The 19989-nt window shown below is 75.8% G+C and carries 14 protein-coding genes and 1 pseudogene; 5 read left to right on the forward strand and 10 right to left on the reverse strand.

Annotation, left to right across the window (positions count from 1 at the left end):
• Nucleotides 1-18: 18 nt before the first annotated feature.
• Nucleotides 19-972 carry a 3-methyladenine DNA glycosylase gene (locus DMP15_RS16135; protein ID WP_435827724.1) on the forward strand — a complete coding sequence of 318 codons (954 nt, stop codon included), beginning with the start codon at nucleotides 19-21 and terminating at the stop codon, nucleotides 970-972.
• A gap of 4 nt (nucleotides 973-976) precedes the next feature.
• Here DMP15_RS16135 and DMP15_RS16140 read toward each other — a convergent pair whose 3' ends face one another.
• The 4 genes from DMP15_RS16140 to DMP15_RS16155 all read right to left on the reverse strand — a co-directional run bounded on the left by DMP15_RS16140 (nucleotide 977) and on the right by DMP15_RS16155 (nucleotide 4684).
• Entirely contained in the window at nucleotides 977-1174 is a 198-nt protein-coding gene (locus DMP15_RS16140; protein WP_073574886.1) for a hypothetical protein, read from the reverse strand.
• 126 nt (nucleotides 1175-1300) lie between these two features.
• Nucleotides 1301-2161 carry an SDR family oxidoreductase gene (locus DMP15_RS16145; protein WP_073574887.1) on the reverse strand — a complete coding sequence of 287 codons (861 nt, stop codon included), beginning with the start codon at nucleotides 2159-2161 and terminating at the stop codon, nucleotides 1301-1303.
• A gap of 54 nt (nucleotides 2162-2215) precedes the next feature.
• Nucleotides 2216-3919: an ABC-ATPase domain-containing protein gene (locus tag DMP15_RS16150; RefSeq protein ID WP_073574888.1), complete on the reverse strand. Its 1704-nt coding sequence runs from the start codon at nucleotides 3917-3919 to the stop codon at nucleotides 2216-2218.
• A gap of 84 nt (nucleotides 3920-4003) precedes the next feature.
• Nucleotides 4004-4684 (reverse strand): DUF4232 domain-containing protein, encoded by a 681-nt coding sequence (locus tag DMP15_RS16155; RefSeq protein ID WP_073574889.1) that lies wholly within the window; start codon nucleotides 4682-4684, stop codon nucleotides 4004-4006.
• Between the two features lie 150 nt (nucleotides 4685-4834).
• On the opposite strand from DMP15_RS16155, the gene DMP15_RS16160 reads away from it, so the two are divergent.
• Nucleotides 4835-5920 (forward strand): DUF368 domain-containing protein, encoded by a 1086-nt coding sequence (locus DMP15_RS16160; RefSeq protein WP_073574890.1) that lies wholly within the window; start codon nucleotides 4835-4837, stop codon nucleotides 5918-5920.
• 37 nt (nucleotides 5921-5957) lie between these two features.
• On the opposite strand, the gene DMP15_RS16165 is transcribed toward DMP15_RS16160, so the two are convergent.
• Both DMP15_RS16165 and DMP15_RS16170 read right to left on the reverse strand, forming a co-directional pair.
• Nucleotides 5958-7481 carry a CoA transferase gene (locus DMP15_RS16165; RefSeq protein ID WP_073574891.1) on the reverse strand — a complete coding sequence of 508 codons (1524 nt, stop codon included), beginning with the start codon at nucleotides 7479-7481 and terminating at the stop codon, nucleotides 5958-5960.
• A complete protein-coding gene (locus tag DMP15_RS16170) occupies nucleotides 7478-9226 on the reverse strand; it encodes an acyclic terpene utilization AtuA family protein (RefSeq protein WP_073574892.1) in 1749 nt (582 codons plus the stop codon). Before DMP15_RS16170 ends, DMP15_RS16165 begins: the two co-directional genes overlap by 4 nt.
• 81 nt (nucleotides 9227-9307) lie before the next feature.
• Here DMP15_RS16170 and DMP15_RS16175 point away from each other — a divergent pair, with 81 nt between their 5' ends.
• Nucleotides 9308-10213 carry a LysR family transcriptional regulator gene (locus DMP15_RS16175; RefSeq protein ID WP_073574893.1) on the forward strand — a complete coding sequence of 302 codons (906 nt, stop codon included), beginning with the start codon at nucleotides 9308-9310 and terminating at the stop codon, nucleotides 10211-10213.
• A gap of 38 nt (nucleotides 10214-10251) precedes the next feature.
• Here DMP15_RS16175 and DMP15_RS16180 read toward each other — a convergent pair whose 3' ends face one another.
• Both DMP15_RS16180 and DMP15_RS16185 read right to left on the reverse strand, forming a co-directional pair.
• Nucleotides 10252-11613, reverse strand: a complete 1362-nt coding sequence (locus tag DMP15_RS16180; protein WP_073574894.1) for an MFS transporter — start codon at nucleotides 11611-11613, stop codon at nucleotides 10252-10254.
• 149 nt (nucleotides 11614-11762) lie between these two features.
• A complete protein-coding gene (locus DMP15_RS16185; RefSeq protein WP_073574895.1) occupies nucleotides 11763-12419 on the reverse strand; it encodes a TetR family transcriptional regulator in 657 nt (218 codons plus the stop codon).
• 143 nt (nucleotides 12420-12562) lie between these two features.
• Between DMP15_RS16185 and DMP15_RS16190 the strand changes: the two genes are divergently transcribed.
• Together DMP15_RS16190 and DMP15_RS16195 are read left to right on the forward strand one after the other, a co-directional pair.
• A complete protein-coding gene (locus DMP15_RS16190) occupies nucleotides 12563-13486 on the forward strand; it encodes a shikimate dehydrogenase (RefSeq protein WP_337826115.1) in 924 nt (307 codons plus the stop codon).
• A gap of 106 nt (nucleotides 13487-13592) precedes the next feature.
• Nucleotides 13593-15406: pseudogene (locus tag DMP15_RS16195) on the forward strand (TIM barrel protein).
• 86 nt (nucleotides 15407-15492) lie between these two features.
• On the opposite strand, the gene DMP15_RS16200 reads toward DMP15_RS16195, so the two are convergent.
• Nucleotides 15493-16878: a chloride channel protein gene (locus tag DMP15_RS16200; protein ID WP_161151439.1), complete on the reverse strand. Its 1386-nt coding sequence runs from the start codon at nucleotides 16876-16878 to the stop codon at nucleotides 15493-15495.
• A gap of 53 nt (nucleotides 16879-16931) precedes the next feature.
• The gene (gcvP, locus tag DMP15_RS16205) at nucleotides 16932-19823 is read right to left on the reverse strand and encodes an aminomethyl-transferring glycine dehydrogenase (RefSeq protein WP_161151438.1); all 2892 of its coding nucleotides are present in this window, start codon (nucleotides 19821-19823) and stop codon (nucleotides 16932-16934) included.
• Nucleotides 19824-19989: the final 166 nt, after the last annotated feature.

Below are 19989 nucleotides of genomic sequence, written 5' to 3' on the forward strand. Positions count from 1 at the left end.
GTCGTACCGTCGGACACCGTGCCGACCCCGTCCGCGCCCACCACCGCCGTGCCCGTCCTCGACGGCGCCGCGTGGCGGGCGCGGGCGGCGGCGCACCGGGAGCGGGTCGCGGTGTGGACCGTGCCGCACCGCGAGCGGCGCCGGCGCGGCGAGCCGCACCCGGTGTGGGACTTCCTGTTCACCTACTACTCCCACCGCCCCGCCCAGCTGGAGCGCTGGGACCCGGGCCCCGGCGTGGCGCTGGCCGACGCCGCGGAGCTCGCCGACCGCCCCGGCCACGTCACCCGGCCCGACGGCACGGTGCTGTTCGACCCCGCGGCGGCGCCGGCGCGGCTGCGGACGACGGCGGCGTTCGTGCACCGGCTGCTCACCGCGACCCGCTCCCGGGCGCCCCGGCTGGGCTGCTTCGGCCTGCACGAGTGGGCGATGGTCTACCGCACCGACGACGCCCGGCACCGCGACACGGTGCCGCTGCGCCTCGGGCGGGCGGGCACCGACGCCGTCGTCGAGTCGGCACGGATCAGCTGCACCCACTACGACGCCTACCGGTTCTTCACCGACGCCGCGGCCCCGCGCAACGAGCTCGTCCCGACCCGGGAGCGACAGGCCGAGATGGAGCAGCCGGGCTGTCTGCACGCGACGATGGACCTCTACAAGTGGGCCTACAAGCTCGCCCCGGCGGTGCCGTCGGAGGTCGTGGCCGACTGCTTCGCCCTGGCCGCGGACGTGCGCGAGCTGGACATGCGGGCCTCCCCTTACGACCTGTCCGCCCACGGGTTCGACCCGGTGCCGATCGAGACCCCCGCCGGGCGCGCCGAGTACGCCCGCGCCCAGGCCGGGTTCGCCGAGCGGGCGGCGCCGTTGCGCGAGGAGCTGATCGACCTCGCGGGACGCCTCGCCAGGGCCGATGACCGTCCCGGGAACGACGACGGGGCCGCCGGGGAGGTCCCCGGCGGCCCCGCGACCGCCTAGCTGTTCAGCTCGCGACGAGGTCGTCCAGCAGGCCGTTGCGGGCCGAGGCGACCAGGTCGGCGAACTGGTCCACGCTCATCTGCACGCGCTGGCCGAAGTCGTCGGTGACCACGATGCGCTTCTCCGGCGCGGCGGCGTCGTCGACGTACAGCTCGGGGCATCCGCAGTTGCAGCTGCCGCAGAAGGTGGCGATGTGTCGCACTCGGGTGCTCCTCGTCGTCGGTCCGGGGTGGCCGGACGGGTGCCCGCGCCGTCGTGAGGGGTCGCGCACCCGGTCCCGCCGGTTCCGGGCCTCACCCGATGGGGTCAACCGGTCACCGTCGGAGCACTAGTGCGCCGGGAGGTCGGCCGGGTCGGTGCCCTCGATGAAGAAGTCGATGTCGTTGTGCTCGGAGTCGCCGTACGGGGCGAGGTCGGTGACGCCGTGTGCGGCGAGCACCTCGTCGTCGAGGAAGGTCTGCCCGGTGGGGCGGGCCGGGTCGGTCAGGACGGCCACTGCGGCGTCGGCCATGATCTCCGGGGTGCGGGCCCGCTTGCCGGCGTCGTCGCCGCCGAGCAGGTTGACCACGGCCGCGGTGGCGATGGTGGTGCGCGGCCACAGGCAGTTGGCCCGGATGCCGTCGCCGGCGAACTCGTGCGCCCAGCCCAGAGTCAGCAGCGACATGCCGTACTTGGAGAGCATGTAGGGCGGGAACTCCCCGAGCCACTTCGGGTCGAGGTTGATCGGCGGGGACAGGGTGAGGACCTGCGCGTCGTCGGAGGCCTTCAGGTGGTCCAGCGCGGCCCGGGTCAGCAGGTAGGTGCCGCGCGAGTTGATCGACTGCATGAGGTCGTAGCGCTTGGGCGTGACGTCGGCGGTGCCGCTCATGTTCAGCGCACTGGCGTTGTTGACGACGATGTCGACGCCGCCGAAGGTCGAGACGGCGGTCGCGACGGCGCGGTCCACGTCCTGTTCGACCCGCACGTCGCCGACGACGGCGACGGCCCTCCCGCCGGCCTGCTCGATCTCGGCGACCGCGGTGTGCACGGTGCCGGGCAGCCGCGGGTCGGGCTGGTCGGTCTTGGCCAGGATGACGGAGTTGGCGCCGCGGCGGGCGGCCGCGAGCAGGATCGCGAGGCCGATGCCACGGCTGCCGCCGGACATGACGATGGTGCGGCCGTTCAGGTCCCGCTGGGCAGGCTGGGTCATGGGGTCCTCCGGTGACGGTGCGTCGGTGCACGTGCTCGGAGCGCACTGTAACAGTCAGATCTGACCGTTTCTGTGGAGGTGGGTCACACGCGCCGGTCGCAGTCGGTTCAGGGCGGCCGCGACCTCGTGCCGCCGCGGGACCGCGACGTCCACGGGGGCGCCCCGGGTGATCGCGTCGGGCCCCTCGCGGCGCACCGCCTCCTCCAGCCGGTCCAGGGCCTGTGCGAGGGTGACCCCGCGCAGGTCGAGGGCGGCCAGGGCGCACCCGACGCCGGTGGTCTGGCCGGGGTCGGCGAGCTGGGCGATCGCGGACAGGTCGATGTCGTCGGCGCCGAAGGTGAGCCGGCCGCGGCCACGGGCGGTGACCCGGCGCCGGCCGCGCACCGAGGCGTCCACGCTGCGGGGGTCGAACTCGCGGCGCGCGAACGCCGGGAACGCGGTGTCGCCCGCCTCGTCCGCCCGCCCGGCGATCTCCCGGGCCCGCCCGGTGACCTCGGAGGCGGTGTAGTCCTGCAGCAGGACCACCGTGTCGGCGCGGTCGAGGTACTCCCCCGACCCGCCCATGACGAGCACGGTGGACACCCCGTGCCCGCGGTGCAGCGGCCGGACCCGCTCGACGAACGGGACCAGCGGCTCGGCCGGGATCAGCGCGCGCATCCGGTCGTCGCGGATCATGGCGTTGGTGGCGGCGGTGTCCTCGTCGATCAGCAGCACGCCGGCACCGGCCTCCAGCGCCTCGACCGTGGCGGCGGCCTGGGAGGTCGACCCGGACGCCGACTCCGTCGAGAAGTCGTCGGTGGGATTGCCGGACGGCAGGCCGGTGACGAAGGCCGACACGTCGACGCGCTGCACCGAGCGCTCGTCCTCGGCGCGTACCGACACCGTGTCGGCACGGGCGACGACGAGTTCACGGCCGTCGCCGGGGACGTGGTCGTACACGCCGCTCTCCAGCGCGCGCAGCAGCGTGGACTTGCCGTGGTAGCCACCGCCGACGATCAGCGTGACCCCCTCGGGGACGCCCATCCCGGTCACCGTGCCGCGGTGCGGGACGTCCAGGGTCACCCGCAGCTCGGGCGGGGAGACGAACGGGACCCCGCCGGCCAGCGGCCGGTCGTCGACACCGGAGAGCCGCGGCAGCACCGCGCCGTCGGCGACGAACCCGACCAGGCCACGACCGGCCAGCGCGTCGCGCAGGGCACCCGCGTCCTCGACCGTCTCCACGAACTCCTGCGCCGCGGCGGTGTCGGCGGTCTCCCAGCGCAGCGCGCCGAGCACCGCGCGGGGCAGCACAACCGTCAGCGCGGCGGCCGCGGCCCCGCCGTCGATCCGGCGACCACGGCCGGGCAGCGGGACCGACAGCTCGGCGACGACCGTGCCGTCGGGCCGGATGCGGACCGCGCTGCGGTCGAGCACCTCCTGGCCGCCCGTGTCGACCCGCAGGGTGCTGTGCTCCACGGCGCGGCGCAGGGCGCGGGCGAGGAACCCGCCGAGGGCACGCGCGCGGACGGCGCCGCGGTGCAGGCCGGGCGGCAGTCCCGCGGTCCGGGCGGGCACGGTCACCCGCAGCCGCGACGGCGGCGCGAACGGGTCGGCCTGCACCGTCCGGATCTCGAGGTCGTAGCCGTCCTCACCCGACCAGACGCCGGTGAGGCCCTTGTAGGAGCGGTAGGAGGCTCCGTCGAGGTCCTGCAGCCGGTGACCGAGCGCGGCGACGTCGCCACGCCGGCGGGGCGCGTCCGGGCGGTCGTACGGGGTCATGCGGGGTTCTCTCCTCCACCGTCGTGGCGGTCACCCGCGGACCCCGCCGGGCCCGGTCCGCGGCGGACCGGGCCCGGGTGCGGGTCAGCGCGCGGTGAACGCCTGGATCACCAGCTGGTCCCCGGGCGGGGTGGCGGCACAGCCGGTGCCCTCCATCGGGACGAACAGCGAGTCGGTCTCGCCGGGCGGGTAGACGCGCAGGCCGCGCACGGCCGTCGGGCGGCAGGCCGCCTCGTCGAAGTTGCGCACGTTCACCACCCGCAGTGTCGCACCGGTGGTCCCGCCGGGGGCGAGGCGCACCGGGTCGCCGTGCCCGCCCTGCATCGCGGCGGCCGGGCCGATCTGGTGGCCGTCGCCGCCGCCGACGTAGGACACACCGGGGAAGCCCCGCACGTAGCAGGTGCGGCCGCCCTGGTTGCGCAGCGTCAGGGTCACGTACGACGAGCCCGCGGCGCCGCCGCCCGGGTCGGCCGCGACCGAGCCGGCGAGCTCGGAGGTGTGGCAGCGCTCGTCGCCGCCCGCCTCGGCGCCACCGGTGCCGGTGTGGGTACCACCGTTCCCTGCTCCCCCGGCCGATCCGGCACCCCCGGCGTCGGACACCGGGGCGCTCGTCGTCGGCGCGGCGGCACTCGGGGTGGCGGAGGCGCCACCGGACCCGGCGGCCGCCGGCCAGTCACCACCACCCCCGCAGCCGGCCAGCACGGCGCCGCAGGCGGCGATGGTCACGGCCCAGCGGGCGGTGCGGTGCAGGACGTACCCGTCCATGTCAGTCCCCCGATCGTCATGGTCTGTACGTCTCTTCGGACGTATCGGCACGCAACCGGTTGCCCCGATCCTTCGTGATGCGAACGAGAGTTCACCCGTCCGTCCCCGATCGTCGCCCGGTCGGTACCGTCCTGTCCTGTGTTGTCGCGTATGTCCGGTGTTCATCTGGCCCGTGGGGCCGCGATCGGCGTGGTCGAGACCGTCCCGGGGGTCAGCGGCGGGACCATGGCCCTGGTCGTCGGGATCTACGAGCGCCTGATCGCCCAGGGGGCCCACCTCGTCGCCGCGGCCCGGGGTCTGCTCCCGGGCGCGGCGGGCGGTGACGTGGCGCCCCGCGAGGAGCTGCGACGGCTGGACTGGGGCCTGCTGCTCCCCGTCGCACTGGGCATGGTGCTGGCGGTCGTGGCGGCGTCGCAGGTGCTCCCGGGGCTGATCGAGGACCACCCCGTCGGCGCCCGGGCGGTGTTCCTGGGGATGGTCGCCGCGTCGGTGGCGGTACCGCTCCGGATCACCGGGCGGCTGCGCGGGCTGCGCGAGTGGGCGCTGGTCGTCCTCGCGTTCGCGGCGACGTTCGCGGTCAGCGCGCTCCCCCCGGCCGCCGGCGAGGGCCGCCCACCGATGCCGCTGGTCGGACTGGCCGCGGCGATCGCGGTGTGCGCACTGGTGCTGCCGGGCTTCTCCGGGTCGTTCCTGCTGCTGGTGTTCGGGCTCTACGAGCCGACCCTGCGCGCGGTGCGCGACCTCGACCTGGCCTACATCGCCGTGTTCGGGCTCGGCGCCGTGCTGGGGCTCGCGAGCTTCGTGTCGGTGCTGACCTGGCTGCTGGAGCACCACCGCCGCACCCTGATGGTGATCATGATCGGGGTACTGCTGGGGGCGCTGCGGGCGCTGTGGCCCTGGCAGGACGACGCCCGCGGTGTGCTGGCGCCCGACCCGGGCTGGTGGTGGATGCTGCTGCCGGCCGCGGCCGGCGCGGCGGCCGTCCTGGCGATCATGGCCGTCGAGCGGCGGGTGGACGGGTCGGCGGCGCCGGCCGCCCCGGACGACACCTCCGGCCGCGCCCCCGAGCACACCCCTGACCAGGCCACGACCCAGGTCATGGACCGCGTCCCGGGTCCCGTGTCGGACCCGGGCGCGCACCGCGCCGTGGACCGGACCGCGGACCCGGCCGTGGACCACGCCGACGTGACCCGCCCGATCCCCCGGGTGGAGCCGCCGCCGCGCCGCGACCGCTGAACGGCGGGCCCGGGATCCCGGCGCCCGGGCGCCCGGCTCAGCTCCCCAGCCACTCCGGGCGTCCGGAGCCGCGGGGGACGAGCACCGTGCGGTACTCCCCCGGCGTCGCGCTCATCGTGACCTGGTCGGTCACCCCCTGGTAGTGCCCCAGCGGGGTCTGCGCGGTGAACGTCTCCGGGGCGGGGTAGGCGTGGCGCTCGCCGGTGCCCGCGACCTCGCGGGCGTAGCCGAGGTCAAGGACCCCGAGTTCCAGCATCCACAGCGCGGCCCGGGCCAGCGACACCTCCACCGCCCAGGAACCGCCCTCCACCGCGCGGCGGCGCAGTGCCGCCGCGACCCCGGCGGCGGTCAGCCAGGACACGATGTAGTCGTTGACGACCAGGATCGGTGAGAGCCGGGGCGCCACCGTCGGGTCGGTGGCCGAGCCGCCCTCCAGGGTCATCATCCCGACCAGGGTGCCCGCGGACTGGTCGAACCCGACGCGCTGCGCCCACGGCCCGACCGGCCCGTGCAGGGTGTTCGAGGCGTGCACGATGCCGGGCCGCACCGCGGCGGCCTCCTCGGCGGACAGCCCGAGCCGGGCCAGGTAGCCGGGGCGGCGGTTGGCGTAGAACACGTCGGCGTCGGCGAGCAGCCCGCGCAGCAGCGCGGCGCCGTCGGCGGCGTGCGGGTCCACCGTGGCGGACCGGACGCCGACGTTCGCGGTGACGTAGGTGCTGTCGTGCTCGAACTCCGTGGGGCGCCAGATGTTGAGCACGTCCGCGCCGTGCAGGGCCAGCGCCCGGCCGGTCCCGGCGCCGGCGATGACGTGGCCCATCCCGAGCGCGCGCAGCCCGTCCAGCGGCAGGTCGGCGCGGCGGCGCCGCGGGAACGGCTCGGGCGGGGCGTCGCCGATGCGGCGCAGGGTGATCGGCGGGGTGCCGGCCAGCGCCGCGTGCTGCTCGGTCGCGAGCCACTCGGCGGGCGTGCGGGCCATCGGCATGACGATGCCGGCGTCGCTCGCGGCCGCCTCCAGCTCGGCGGCGTCCCACCGGACGACCGCGTCGGCGACGCCGCTCTCGGGCACCCCGAGGAAGGTCTCGGCCCGGGCACGCAGTGCCGGGTAGGGGTTGAGCGGCATCACCCAGCGGTCGTCGCGGGTGCGGTGGAAGGAGAACCCGAGCGCCTGCGAGGTGATCGCCGGGCTGGCGGCGGGATGGCCGTTCACCAGCTCCCAGCGGCGGTCGTAGAACGGGCAGAGCCGGTGCGGGGCGCGGCGCACGTCGACGGTGACGTCCTGGCCGTCGCCGCCGCGGTCGCGGTGCACCGCGGCCAGCGCGACCGACTTCGCGGCGAGCGCGACGGCCGCACCGCCGCCGAGGCGCAGCGCGCTGGGCACGACCGGGTCGGCGCCGACGAAGCCGACCCGCCCGCCGGCGTCGGCGCCGCTCATCCCGACGCAGCCCAGCAGCCCGTCGAGGGCCGCACCGGGGTCGAAGGCGTCGTCGGTGGCGGGGGACGCGACGTTCGCGAGGATGCGCTCGGCGGTGGCGTCGCCGGTCGTGGCGGCGGGGGTGGTCATGCGGTGGGTCCTTCCACGTGCCGGGCCCGCAGGTACTCGCCCACGGACTTGCCGATCTGGTCCACGCGCAGGTTGGCCGAGCCGCCCGAGCCGAGCAGCCCGACGAGCACCAGGTGCACCGCGCGCAGGTGCGGGAACTCGTGGCGGACGATGCGGCCCCCCGCCTCGGGGAGCAGCGCGGCCGCCCGCCCGGTGGTCAGGGTGGCACGCAGCCACTCCCAGTGCGCGGGGTCGCGGCACCAGACGCCCACGTTGGCGTTGCCGCCCTTGTCCCCCGCCCGGGCCCACGTGTACTCGCCCAGCTCGGCGCGCGGGCCGGTCGGTGCGGGCAGGTCCGGCTCCGGGTGCACCGGCTGCACGGTCTCCTCCGGAGTGGCGGTCCGGGTGGCGCGCGGGACCTCGACCCGGCTGCCGTCGTCGAGGACGGCGTGGTGGTCGAGCAGCGCGGACTCCAGCAGCGCGGGCCAGTACTCGACCCGCGGCCACGGCTGCGACGCCCGTGGCGCGTGCCCGTCGTGGTGGAAGCCGGGGAAGCCCTGCAGGTACAGCGACCCGACGGCCGGTGCGAACCGGAGCAGCGGTTCCTTCTCGCGGGCGGTCGCGATCACCCGGATCGGGACGGTCGCCGCCCACTGGGTCGGCGGGTCGACCGCGGCGACGCCGAGCGGGGTGACCTCGAGGGAGTCGACGTGCCCCTCCAGCGCGGCACGCAGCTGGGTGCGCAGCAGCTCCACCTTGCCCTCGACGTCCGGGGCGGTGCAGAACAGCATCGTGGAGATCTCGTAGCCGATCGGGGCGAACACCGCGACCTTCGCCGTGGGCGGCGGCGGGGACCCGGTGACGGGGCCGATCGCGACGCGGTCCGGGCCCTCCTGGCTCAGCCGCACGGTGTCGAGGTGCACGGTGACGTCGGGATTCAGGTAGCGGGGGCCCTGGATCTCGTAGAGCAGCTGCGCGGTGACGGTGTCCACGGTGACGGTGCCGCCGTCGCGGGCGTGCTTGGTGATCACCGAGGAGCCGTCGGCGGCGACCTCGGCGATCGGGAAGCCGGGGCGCAGCATGCCGGGCACCGACCGGAACCCGGAGAAGTTGCCGCCGGTGGCGTGCGCGCCGCACTCGATGACGTGCCCGGCGGTGACCGCGCCGGCCAGCGCGTCGAACTCGTCGGGGCCCCAGCCGTGCCACCAGGCGGCCGGGCCGGCGGTGAGCGAGGCGTCGGTGACCCGCCCGGTCACGACGACGTCGGCACCGGCGGCCAGCGCGGCGGCGATCCCGAAGCCGCCGAGGTAGGCGTTCGCGGCGATCGGGGCGAAGCCCCAGTCCTTGAGCGGGGCGCCGGTGTCGAGGTGCTCCAGCCCGTGGCCGTCGGTGTGGAAGTCGGCGAGCCGGTCGAACACCCCGTCCCCGGCGACGTGCGCGACCCGCAGCGACAGCCCGGCCGCCGCGATCCGGCCGCGCAGCTCCTGCGCCATCCCGGCCGGGTCGAACCCGCCCGCGTTCGTGACGACCCGGATCCCGCGCCGGGCGATCTCGGGCAGGTGCGGGGTGAGCTGGTCCAGGGCGTACGCGACGTAGCCGGGGCCGCCGCGCCCGGCCGCGGCGGCGAGCGCGGCGAGGGTGATCTCGGCGAGGTAATCGCCCATCAGGACGTCGACCGGGTCACCGGCCATCGCCTCGTCGACGGCGGTGTACCGGTCGCCGAGGTAGCCGGAGACGTTCGCGATGCGCACGGGACGGGAGGCCATGCCGGTCACGGTAAGGCGCCGGTCAGCGCCGCCACCAGGACCGATACGTGCAGGCGGACGTGACCTCTAGGGTCATGCTCCGTGGAGCTGTTCCATCTGCGGTACTTCCTCGCCGTCGCCGACGAGCTGAACCTGACCCGGGCGGCGGCCCGGCTGCACCTCGCCGCGTCGCCGTTGTCGCGACGGGTCCGCGACCTGGAGCGGGAGCTCGGCGCGCCGCTGTTCACCCGGTCCGCGCGCGGGATGGCGCTCACCGCGGCCGGACGGGCGCTGCTGCCGCGGGCCCGCGACATCGTGGCCCGGGTGGAGGCGCTGCCCGGGGCGCTGGCCGCCGCGGACGGGCACCCGGTCGTCGTGGTGGGGATGGCGCCGGACGTGACCGCGGCGGTCCGCGACGGGTTCCTGGAGCGGCTGCGGGCCGCCCGTCCGGAGCTGGCGGTGCGGATCCGGCCCGGGACCAGCGCGGAGCTGGCCCGCGCGGTGGCGCGCCGCGAGCTGGACCTGGCGTTCGTGCACGGCGGGAGCGACGACCCCGGGCTGACCGTGCGGCGGGTGGACACCCGGCCGGCGGCCGTCGTCGTCGGGCACGGGCGCGGCTTCGACGACCGCACCGAGGTCCGCCTCGAGGAGCTGGCGGAGCTGCCGTACGTGTCCATCCGCTACGACGCCGCCCCGGCGGTCTACCGGGCCACCGGGGAGCTGCTCGCCCGGCACGGCGTGCACCGGCGGATCGAGCTCGACACCCACAATCCGGGCGACCTCACCCACGTCGTCGCCGCCGGGGAGGCGTTCACGCTGGTCGGGCTGGGGTCCGGCGCCACGCACAAGGCGTTCGTCGGGGAGCCGGTACACGTGCTGCCGGTGACCGGGGCGCAGGTGCGGCTGGGCACCGACGCGGTGTGGCGCGGCGACCGGGCCGCCGACCCCGGCGACGTCGTCGGGGTGCTGGCGGCCGCGGCCGGGACGCCGGCGGGCCCCGTGGCGTGATGCCACGGGGCCCGGCTGCGGGACGGGTGCGGTCGGGGTCAGACGCGGGCCGGGGCCCGGTCACGGGCCTCGAAACCGGCCTCGATCTCGTCGAGGGACAGGTGCGCGGTCTCCCGGGCCGACCAGGCCGACGCCGCCGCCACCAGGCAGATCACACCGCCGAACACGGCGACCGGCAGCCAGCCGCTGACGCTGTTCGCGGCCAGCGCGGCGGCGATGGTCGGGGCGAACCCGCCGAACGCGAAGCCGATCTGGGTGCCGACGGCCGTACCGGTCAGGCGGACCCTGGCCGGGAACATCTCGCCGTAGAACGAGGGCCACACGCCGTTGGCGGCGCTGTAGACGACGCCCGACAGGAGGATGCCGACGCCGAAGACCAGCAGGTACTCACCGGTGGACACGGCCCACAGGTAGAAGGCGAGCAGCACCGCGCTGCCCAGCGCCCCCGCGATGAACACCGGGCGCCGCCCGATCCGGTCGGCGAGCGTGGCGAACAGCGGGATGGCGGCGAGGGCGACGACGTTGGCGCTCACGACGACCCACAGCATGGTCGAGCGCTCCAGGCCGACGGTGTTGACCGCGAACGACAGTGCGAACACCGTCATCAGGGTGCTGACCGAGGCCACCGTCGCGGCGAGGGTGACACGCAGCAGGTTCGGCCAGTGGCCGCGGAACAGCGCGGCAATCGGGAGCTCGTCCTTCGCCTTCGGTGCGCCCTCGGTGTCGGCGACCTCGGTGGTGAACACCGGGGTCTCGTGCAGCGTCCGCCGGATCAGCACACCGGCGACCATCACCAGCACGCTCGCCCAGAACGGCACCCGCCAGCCCCAGGACAGCAGCGCGTCCTCGGGCAGCAGCGCGATCGGCAGGAACACCGCGGTCGCGATGATCTGCCCGCCCTGGGTGCCGGACAGGGTGAAGCTGGTGAAGAACGCGCGGCGTCCCTGCGGGGAGTGCTCCAGCGTCATCGAGTTCGCGCCGGCCTGCTCACCGCCCGCGGACAGGCCCTGCAGCAGCCGGCAGGTCACCAGCAGCGCCGGGGCGAGCACCCCGACCTGGCCGTAGGTGGGCAGGAAGCCGATCGCCAGCGTCGCGACCCCCATCATCATCAGGGTCGCGACCAGTACCTTCTTGCGCCCCAGCCGGTCACCGATGTGACCGAAGAGCACCGCACCGAGCGGGCGGGCGACGTAGCCGAAGCCGAAGGTGGCCAGCGACAGCAGCGTGCCGGCGACCGGGCTGGAGTCGGGGAAGAACACCTTGTTGAACACCAGCGCCGCGGCGGTGCCGTAGATGAAGAAGTCGTAGTACTCCAGGGCGCTGCCGATCCACGCGGCCAGGGCGGCCCGTGTCGGTTGCGCCTGCGGCGCGGTGGGCGCGGCGGACGGTTGCTGGCTCACGGTGGCTCCCGGCGTGTGCGACGTTGCAGGCACTGGTGTGGACGACGGCTCCCGGGCGGCGGGCCGCTCGCTTATGTACCGTCTGGTTACGTACCGAATAGTGAGTTGCGCAGCGACACCTGTCAAGAGCCGGAGGGACGCCGGTCCCGTCAGTCCTGTCCGACGCGGGCGGTCAGGTACTCCACCACCAGGTCACCGACCATGCGGCGGTAGTGCGCCCGGCGGGCCGGGTCCAGCAGGTCGCGGCCGAAGATGGCCGAGACGGTGTGCCGGTTGGCCACCCGGAACACGCAGAACGAGCTGATCAGCACGTGGACGTCGAAGGCGTCGACGTCGTCGCGGAACATGCCGGTCTCCCGGCCGCGGGCGAGGATCGGCTCCAGCACTCCGACCGCGGGCCCGGCCAGCCCCTCGCGCAACGGGGAGGACCGCAGGTGCTCGGCGTGGTGGATGTTCTCGATCGCCACCAGCCGGATGAAGTCCGGGTGCGCCTCGTGGTGGTCGAAGGTGAGCTCGGCGACCGCACGCACCGCCCGCGCCGGGTTGAGGTCCGACACCGACAGCTGCTGCTCCAGTGCCCGGATCCCGGCGTAGGCCCGCTCGAGAACCGCCAGGTAGAGACCCTGCTTCGAGCCGAAGTAGTAGTAGAGCATCCGCTTGGTGGTCCGGGTGCGCGCGGCGATCTCGTCGACCCGCGCCCCGGCCAGTCCCCGGTCGGCGAACTCCGCGGTCGCCTCGTCCAGGATCTCGGTGCGGGTGCGCTCGGCGTCGCGCTGCCGGACGCCGTCCTCCGGTGCCGCTGCCACTGCGGTACCCCCTCCGCCGGTCCGCGCCGCCGGGATCCCGGCGGCGTCCCCGGACTCTACGGATCACCGGCCGTCTCCCCTGGCCGAGCCGTGCACCGTCCGGTACAACTAACCGTACGGTACATAGATCCGAGGAGGGATCCGTGCGGAGCAGCAGCGAGACCCGGCGCGACACCGGAACCGGCACACGGGTGCGGACGGGGTTGATCGGCGCCGGCATCGGTCCGTCGCTGTCGCCTGCCCTGCACGAGCGCGAGGGCGTCGCGCACGGCCTGGACCTGACCTACCGGCGCTTCGACCTCGACGTCCTCGGGGTCGCGCCGGACGGCGTCGGCGACCTGCTCCGCCGGGCCCGCGCCCAGGGCCACGCGGGGCTCAACATCACCCATCCCTGCAAGCAGCGCGTGATCGGCCACCTCGACGCCCTCGCCCCGGACGCCGCCGCCATCGGCGCGGTCAACACCGTCGTCCTCGGCACGGACGGGTCGATGACCGGGCACAACACCGACTGGACCGGGTTCCGCGACGGCTGGCGGGCCGGGCTGCCCGGCGCCGCGACGGGCCGGGTCGTGCTGCTGGGTGCCGGGGGCGCCGGCGCCGCGGCCGCCTACGCCATGGCCCGCGAGGGCGTCGGCGTCCTGCAGGTCGTCGACGTCGACGGGGACCGCGCCGCCGCGCTCGCCGCGTCGGTGACCCCGCACCTGGTCCCGGGCGCGCAGGCCACCGGCCACCCGTCGCCGGAGCTGGCCGCGCTGCTCCCCGGCGCCGACGGGCTCGTGCACGCCACACCGGTGGGGATGGCCGAGCACCCCGGCCTGCCGTTCGACCCCGCGCTGCTCGCGACCCGCCCGTGGGTCGCCGAGATCGTCTACCGGCCGCTGGACACCGCGCTGCTGGGTGCCGCGCGCGCCGCGGGCTGCCGCACCGTCGACGGCGGCGCGATGGCCGTGCACCAGGCCGCGGAGGCGTTCCGGCTGTTCACCGGCGTCGCACCGGACCCGGCGCGGATGCTCGCCCACCTCGCCGAGCTGATCACCGCCGAGCAGGAGGCCGCCCGTGTCGCCTGAGACCGCGCCCACCGGAACCGCGCCCACCGGAACCGTGCCCACCGGAACCGTGCCCACCGCGACCCCGGCCACCGGGACCGCGCGCCTGTCCCTGGCCACGGTCTGCGTGTCCGGCACGCTGGAGGACAAGCTCGCCGCCGCCGCGACCGCGGGGTTCGACGGCGTCGAGATCTTCGCGCCGGACCTGCTCGCCGACCCCGGGTCCCCGGCGGCGATCGGCGCCCGCTGCCGCGACCTGGGCCTGTCGGTGGACCTCTATCAGCCGCTGCGCGACATCGACTCGACCGACCCCGACCGGTTCGCGGCGAACCTGCGCCGCGCGGACGCGACGTTCGAGGTCATGGCGGGGCTCGGCGCCGACACCGTGCTGGTGTGCTCCTCGGTGTCCCCCGACGCCGTCGACCCCGCCGCCGACGCCGACCTGCTCGCCGCCAGCTGCACACCCTCGCAGCCCGCGCCCACGAGCGCGGGCTGCGCATCGCCTACGAGGCGCTCGCCTGGGGCAGGCACGTCGACACCTGGGACGCCTCCTGGGACGCCGTGCGCGCCGCCGACCACCCCGCGCTCGGCCTCTGCCTGGACTCCTTCCACGTCCTGGCCCGCGGCTCGGACCCGGCCCGGATCGCCGAGGTCCCCGGCGGGAAGCTGTTCTTCCTGCAGCTCGCCGACGCCCGGGAGCTGTCGATGGACGTGCTGTCCTGGAGCCGTCACCATCGGCTGTTCCCCGGTCAGGGCGGGTTCGACCTGCCCGCGTTCCTCGCCCCGGTGCTGGCGGCCGGGTACGCCGGGCCGCTGTCGCTGGAGGTGTTCAACGACGTCTTCCGCCAGTCCGACCCGGTCCGCACCGCCGTCGACGCCCGCCGCTCGCTGATCGCCCTCGCCGAGGCCACCGCGCTGGCCGGTGCCGGGACCGACCCGGTCGCCACCGCGGCGCCGTCCCTCGACGGGACCGCGTTCGTCGAGCTGACCGCGGGCCCGGAGCTGGGCCGGGTGCTGCGTGCACTGGGGTTCAGCCGTACCGGGGTGCACCGCACCAAGCAGGTGGAGCGCTTCGAGCAGGGCGGTGCCCGGCTGCTCGTCAACGCGGCGGGCACCGGGTCCGGTGCGGTCGCGGCGATCGCCGTCGAGTCCCCCGACCCGGACGCCTCCGCCCGCCGGGCCGCCCGGCTCTGTGCCTCCCCGGTCCCCCGCGCGACCGGGCCGGGGGAGGCCGAGTTCGCCGAGATCCCCGCACCGGACGGCACCGCGCTGTTCCTGTGCCGCACCTCCGGCGACGCGGGCCCGGACGCCACGCACGGCCCGCCCTGGCCGCACGACTTCGTCGGCGTCGACGAAGCGCCCGCCCCCGGGACCGGGATCACCGGGATCGACCACGTCGGCCTGACCCAGCCCTACGACGCGTTCGACGAGGCGGTGCTGTTCCACCGTGCCGTCCTCGGCCTGGACCCGGTCGGCGACGGGAAGTACGCGGCCCCGTTCGGGCTGGTCCGCAGCCGGGCGCTCGCCGACCCCCGGCGCCGGGTCCGGCTGGCGCTGACCGTGTCGGTGCTGCGTCGCGGGGACTGGAGCCCGGCCGTCGCCGACCCGCAGTACGTGGCCCTGGCCTGCGACGACGTGCTCGCCACCGCGGCCGCGGCACGGGCCGCCGGGGTGCCGCTGCTCGCGGTGCCCGCCAACTACCACGACGACCTGGCCGCCCGGCTCGACCTGCCCGCGGACACCGTCGCCGCCTACCGGGAGCTCGGGGTCCTGCACGACCGCGACGCGCACGGCGACTACCTGCAGGTCTGCACCGAGCTGCTCGGCGGACGGCTGTTCCTCGCCCTGGTGCAGCGCACCGGCACGCACGACGGGCACGGCTGGCCGGACGCCCCGGTCCGGATGGCGGCCCACCGCCGGTCCCGGCTCGCCCGTGGCTGAGCGGTCCCGCCGGCGTCGCGGCCCTCGTCGGGGAAGTCCCGGCCCCGCGCACGCCGCCCCGCTGCCGGGGACCTGATCGCCCGGTCTCAGGTCGACTGCTCCGGCGACGGCTGCGCGGCCAGGCGCGCCGAGTAGATCGAGTACCCGTCGAGCCACCGGGCCACCGCGGTCGCCACCAGCGTCGCGGCGACCAGCGGGACGGCGATCCCGAACCCGGTGCCGGTCAGTTCCAGCACCAGCACCAGGCCGGCCAGCGGCGCCTGCATCCCGGCCCCGATCATCGCGGCCGCCCCGACCAGGGCGAACGTGCCGACCGGGGTGCCCGGCCACAGCGCCGACCAGGCCACGCCGAGCGCGGCCCCGAGCAGCGCGCCGGTGCACAGCGTCGGGGTGAACAGCCCGCCGGACGCGCCGCTGCCCAGGCACATCGCCGTCACCAACGGCTTCAGCACGGCCAGCGCCGCGAACAGCAGCAGCGCCCCGCCGCCGAGGAAGGCCTGCTCGGCCAGGTCCGCGCCGTTGCCGTAGAGCTGCGGGAACGCCAGCCCGGCCACACCGAGCAGCCCGAACGCGACGACCGGGGCGGCGATCCGCCACCACGTCCGCCGGGGCCCGTGGTGCGACACGAACCCGATCAGCCGGACCCAGCCGGTCGCGAGCACCCCGATCAGCACGCCCGCGGGCACCGCCCACACCAGCAGCGACGGCGTCGCCACCGGGACCGGGAGGCCGGGGTAGACCGGCCCGGTGGGCAGGTACAGCCAGGCGACGACGGTGGCGGTCGCGGTGCAGGCCAGGGCGGGCAGCACCACCGGCAGCCGCACGGTGCCGACGAGCACCTCGGCGGTGAACAGCGCTCCGCCCAGCGGCACGTCGTAGACGCAGGCCAGCCCGGCGCCCGCGCCGCAGGCGACCAGCAGCCGTCGCTGCTCGAGCGACAGCCCGCCCCAGCCGGCCAGGACCGCGCCCCACACCCCGCCCATCAGCTTGGGCGCGGCCTCCCGGCCGAGCGAGGCGCCCAGCCCGACGACCACCTCCGACAGCGCCGCGGTGCCGGTGCTGCGGCGCACCCCGAGCCGCGCGTCGCCGGTCCAGATCGCGTCGTCGACGTCGGTGCGGCCGGGCACGAACCGGCGCAGCAGGTACCCGCCGACCCCGGCGACGAGCCCCGCCACCAGCAGCGGCCACACCCGCCCCCAGGCGTCGGCCCGCTCGACCGCCGCCTGGAACCCCTCCGCCGCCCCGGACCCCCAGGCCCACTCCGACACCGCGTGCAGCAGCGCCATCAGCACGATCCCGGACAGCCCGGCGGCGACCCCGGTCACGACGAGCAGCAGCCAGAACCGGACGGTCAGCGGCGACGCGCCGTCGCCGGTGACGTTGGGCTGGTCGGTGGCGGCCCGCTTCGACCCGACGCGCGTCCGCAGGACGGGGGCGGGGACCCGGAGGCGCTCACTCGGTCGGCGTGACACCCCGCCATGATCCCCGCCCTGTCCGGACATTCGCCCGGCGGGCCGGTGCCCGATCAGGCGAAGGCATCCGGCGGCGGGCAGGAGCAGACCAGGTTCCGGTCGCCGTGGGCGCCGTCGATCCGGCGCACCGGCGGCCACACCTTCCGGTCGTGCACCCCCGGGGTGACCCCGGTCGGGTACGCGGCCAGCTCCCGCGGGTACGGGTGGTCCCACTTGTCGTCGGCCAGGCAGGCCGCGGTGTGCGGGGCGTTCCGCAGCGGGTTGTCCTCGGCGGGCCACTCCCCTGCGGCGACCCGGTCGATCTCACCGCGGATCGACACCATCGCGGCGACGAACCGCTCGATCTCGGCGAGGTCCTCGGACTCGGTGGGCTCGACCATCAGCGTCCCGGCCACCGGGAAGGACATGGTCGGGGCGTGGATGCCGTGGTCGATGAGCCGCTTGGCGACGTCGTCGACGGTCACCCCGGTCTCCTTGGTCAGCGTGCGCAGGTCGAGGATGCACTCGTGGGCGACCGTGCCGTCGGCGCCCGCGTAGAGCACCGGGAAGTGCTCCCGCAGCCGGGTGGCGACGTAGTTGGCGGCCGCCACCGCGGTCAGCGTGGCGCGGCGCATCCCGTCCAGGCCCATCATCCGCAGGTACGCCCAGGAGATCGGCAGGACGCCGGGCGAGCCGTGGCGGGCGGCCGACACCGGGCCGACGCCGCCGTCGGACCGCGGCGTGCGCCCGGGCAGGAACGGCGCCAGGTGCTCGGCCACGGCGACCGGGCCGACGCCGGGCCCACCGCCGCCGTGCGGGATGCAGAAGGTCTTGTGCAGGTTGAGGTGGCTGACGTCGCCGCCGAAGGCCCCCGGGCGGGCGACCCCGACCAGCGCGTTGAGGTTGGCGCCGTCGACGTAGACCTGGCCGCCGGCGTCGTGCACGGCGGCGCACACGTCGCGGACCCCGGCCTCGTAGACGCCGTGCGTCGACGGGTAGGTGATCATCAGCGCAGCGAGCCGGTCGCCGTGCTCGGCGATCTTCGCGTGCAGGTCGTCGAGGTCGACGTCGCCGCCCGGTGCGGTCCCGACGACCACCACCCGCAGCCCGGCCATGATCGCCGAGGCGGCGTTGGTGCCGTGCGCGGAGGCCGGGATCAGGCAGACGTCGCGGTCGGTCGCCCCGCGGCTGCGGTGGTACGCGGCGATGGCGAGCAGCCCGGCGAGCTCGCCCTGGCTGCCCGCGTTGGGCTGCAGCGACACCGCGGCGTAGCCGGTGAGGTCGGCCAGCCAGGTCTCCAGCTGGTCGATCATCTCCCGGGTGCCGGCGGTGTCGGACTCCGGCGCGAGCGGGTGCAGGTCGGCGAACTGCGGCCAGGTCACCGCCTCCATCTCGGCGGCGGCGTTGAGCTTCATGGTGCACGAGCCCAGGGGGATCATCGTGCGGTCCAGTGCGAGGTCGGCGTCGGCGAGACGGCGCAGCCACCGCATCAGCGCGGTCTCGGATCGGAACTCGTGGAACGTCGGGTGCGTGAGGTACTCGCTCGCGCGGCGCAGGCCCGCGGGCAGCGCGTCGGCGGTGTCCCCGTCGAGCGCGGCGACGTCCACCCCGGTGACGCCGAACGCCGCCCACACCGCGTGCAGGTGCGCCACGGTGGTGATCTCCGAGGTGGCGACGCCGACCTCGTCGTCCGAGGCGCGGCGCAGCGCGATCCCGGCGTCGTGCGCGGCGGCGACGACGGCGTCGGCGCGGCCGGGGACGCGGGCGAGCACGGAGTCGAAGAACGCGTCGTGGACGATCTCCACCCCGCCCGAGCGCAGACCTGCGGCGAGCACCGCGGCCATCCGGTGGGTGCGGGTGGCGATGTCGCGCAGCCCGTCCGGGCCGTGGTGCACCCCGTAGCAGGCGGCCATGACCGCGAGCAGGACCTGCGCGGTGCAGATGTTGGAGGTGGCCTTCTCCCGGCGGATGTGCTGCTCGCGGGTCTGCAGCGCCAGCCGCAGGGCGTAGTGGCCGTCGGCGTCGCGGGAGACCCCGACCAGGCGTCCCGGCAGCTGACGGGCGTGGCGCTGCCCGACCGAGAGGTAGCCCGCGTGCGGGCCGCCGAAGCCGAGCGGCACCCCGAAGCGCTGGGTGGACCCGACCGCGGCGTCCGCGCCGAACTCCCCGGGCGGGGTGACCAGGGTCAGGGCCAGCAGGTCCGCCGCGACGGCGACGAGTGCCCCGCGCCCGTGCGCGGCCTCGACCAGCGCCGACGGGTCGGCGACCCGGCCCGACGCGCCCGGGTAGGACAGCAGCATCCCGAAGAACTCGCCCTCGGGCAGCACGCCGTCGCCGAGGTCGGCGACGACCAGCTCGATGCCGAGCGGCTCGGCGCGGGTGCGCAGCACGTCCACGGTCTGGGCCACGGTGTCGGCGTCGACGACGAACCGCGGGCTCGTCGAGCGGTTGGCCCGGCGCAGCAGCGTCATCGCCTCGGCGGCGGCGGTGGCCTCGTCGAGCAACGAGGCGCCGGCGACCGGCAGCCCGGTCAGGTCGGACACCATCGTCTGGAAGGTCAGCAGGGCCTCGAGCCTGCCCTGGCTGATCTCGGGCTGGTACGGCGTGTACGCGGTGTACCAGGCCGGGTTCTCCAGCACGTTCCGGCGGATCACCGACGGGGTGCGGGTGCCGTGGTAGCCGTAGCCGATCATCGGGACGGTGACGGTGTTGCGCCCGGCCAGCTCGCGCAGCTCGGCCAGCATCTCGGCCTCGCCGACCGGCGCGGGCAGCGAGGCACCGACCGGTGCGTCGTCGCGGATGGTGTCGGGCAGCGCGCGGGCGGCGAGCGCGTCGAGGGAGTCGACGCCCAGCACCTCCAGCATCCGGGCCAGGTCATCGGGGCGGGGCCCGATGTGGCGCTCGGCGAACGGGAGCCCCCGCTCCAGCTCGGCGAGGGTGGGACGGTGCTCGGACGTCGGGCTCACGGCGCCTCCGGAGGTCGTCGGGCGGATCGGGGCAGGGCGACTGGCCCCTCCCCCTCTGTCCGTACCCGCAGACCGGGCGCCTGAGAGATTCACCGGAGGCTTCCGGCTTTCCCCGTCGGCGGACGGGCGCCCCGCGTGCGTGTGCGGCCCGTCGCTTTCCAGAGGC

The sequence above is a fragment of the Pseudonocardia sp. UM4_GMWB1 genome, assembly GCF_017312155.1.
Taxonomy (GTDB): domain Bacteria; phylum Actinomycetota; class Actinomycetes; order Mycobacteriales; family Pseudonocardiaceae; genus Pseudonocardia; species Pseudonocardia alni.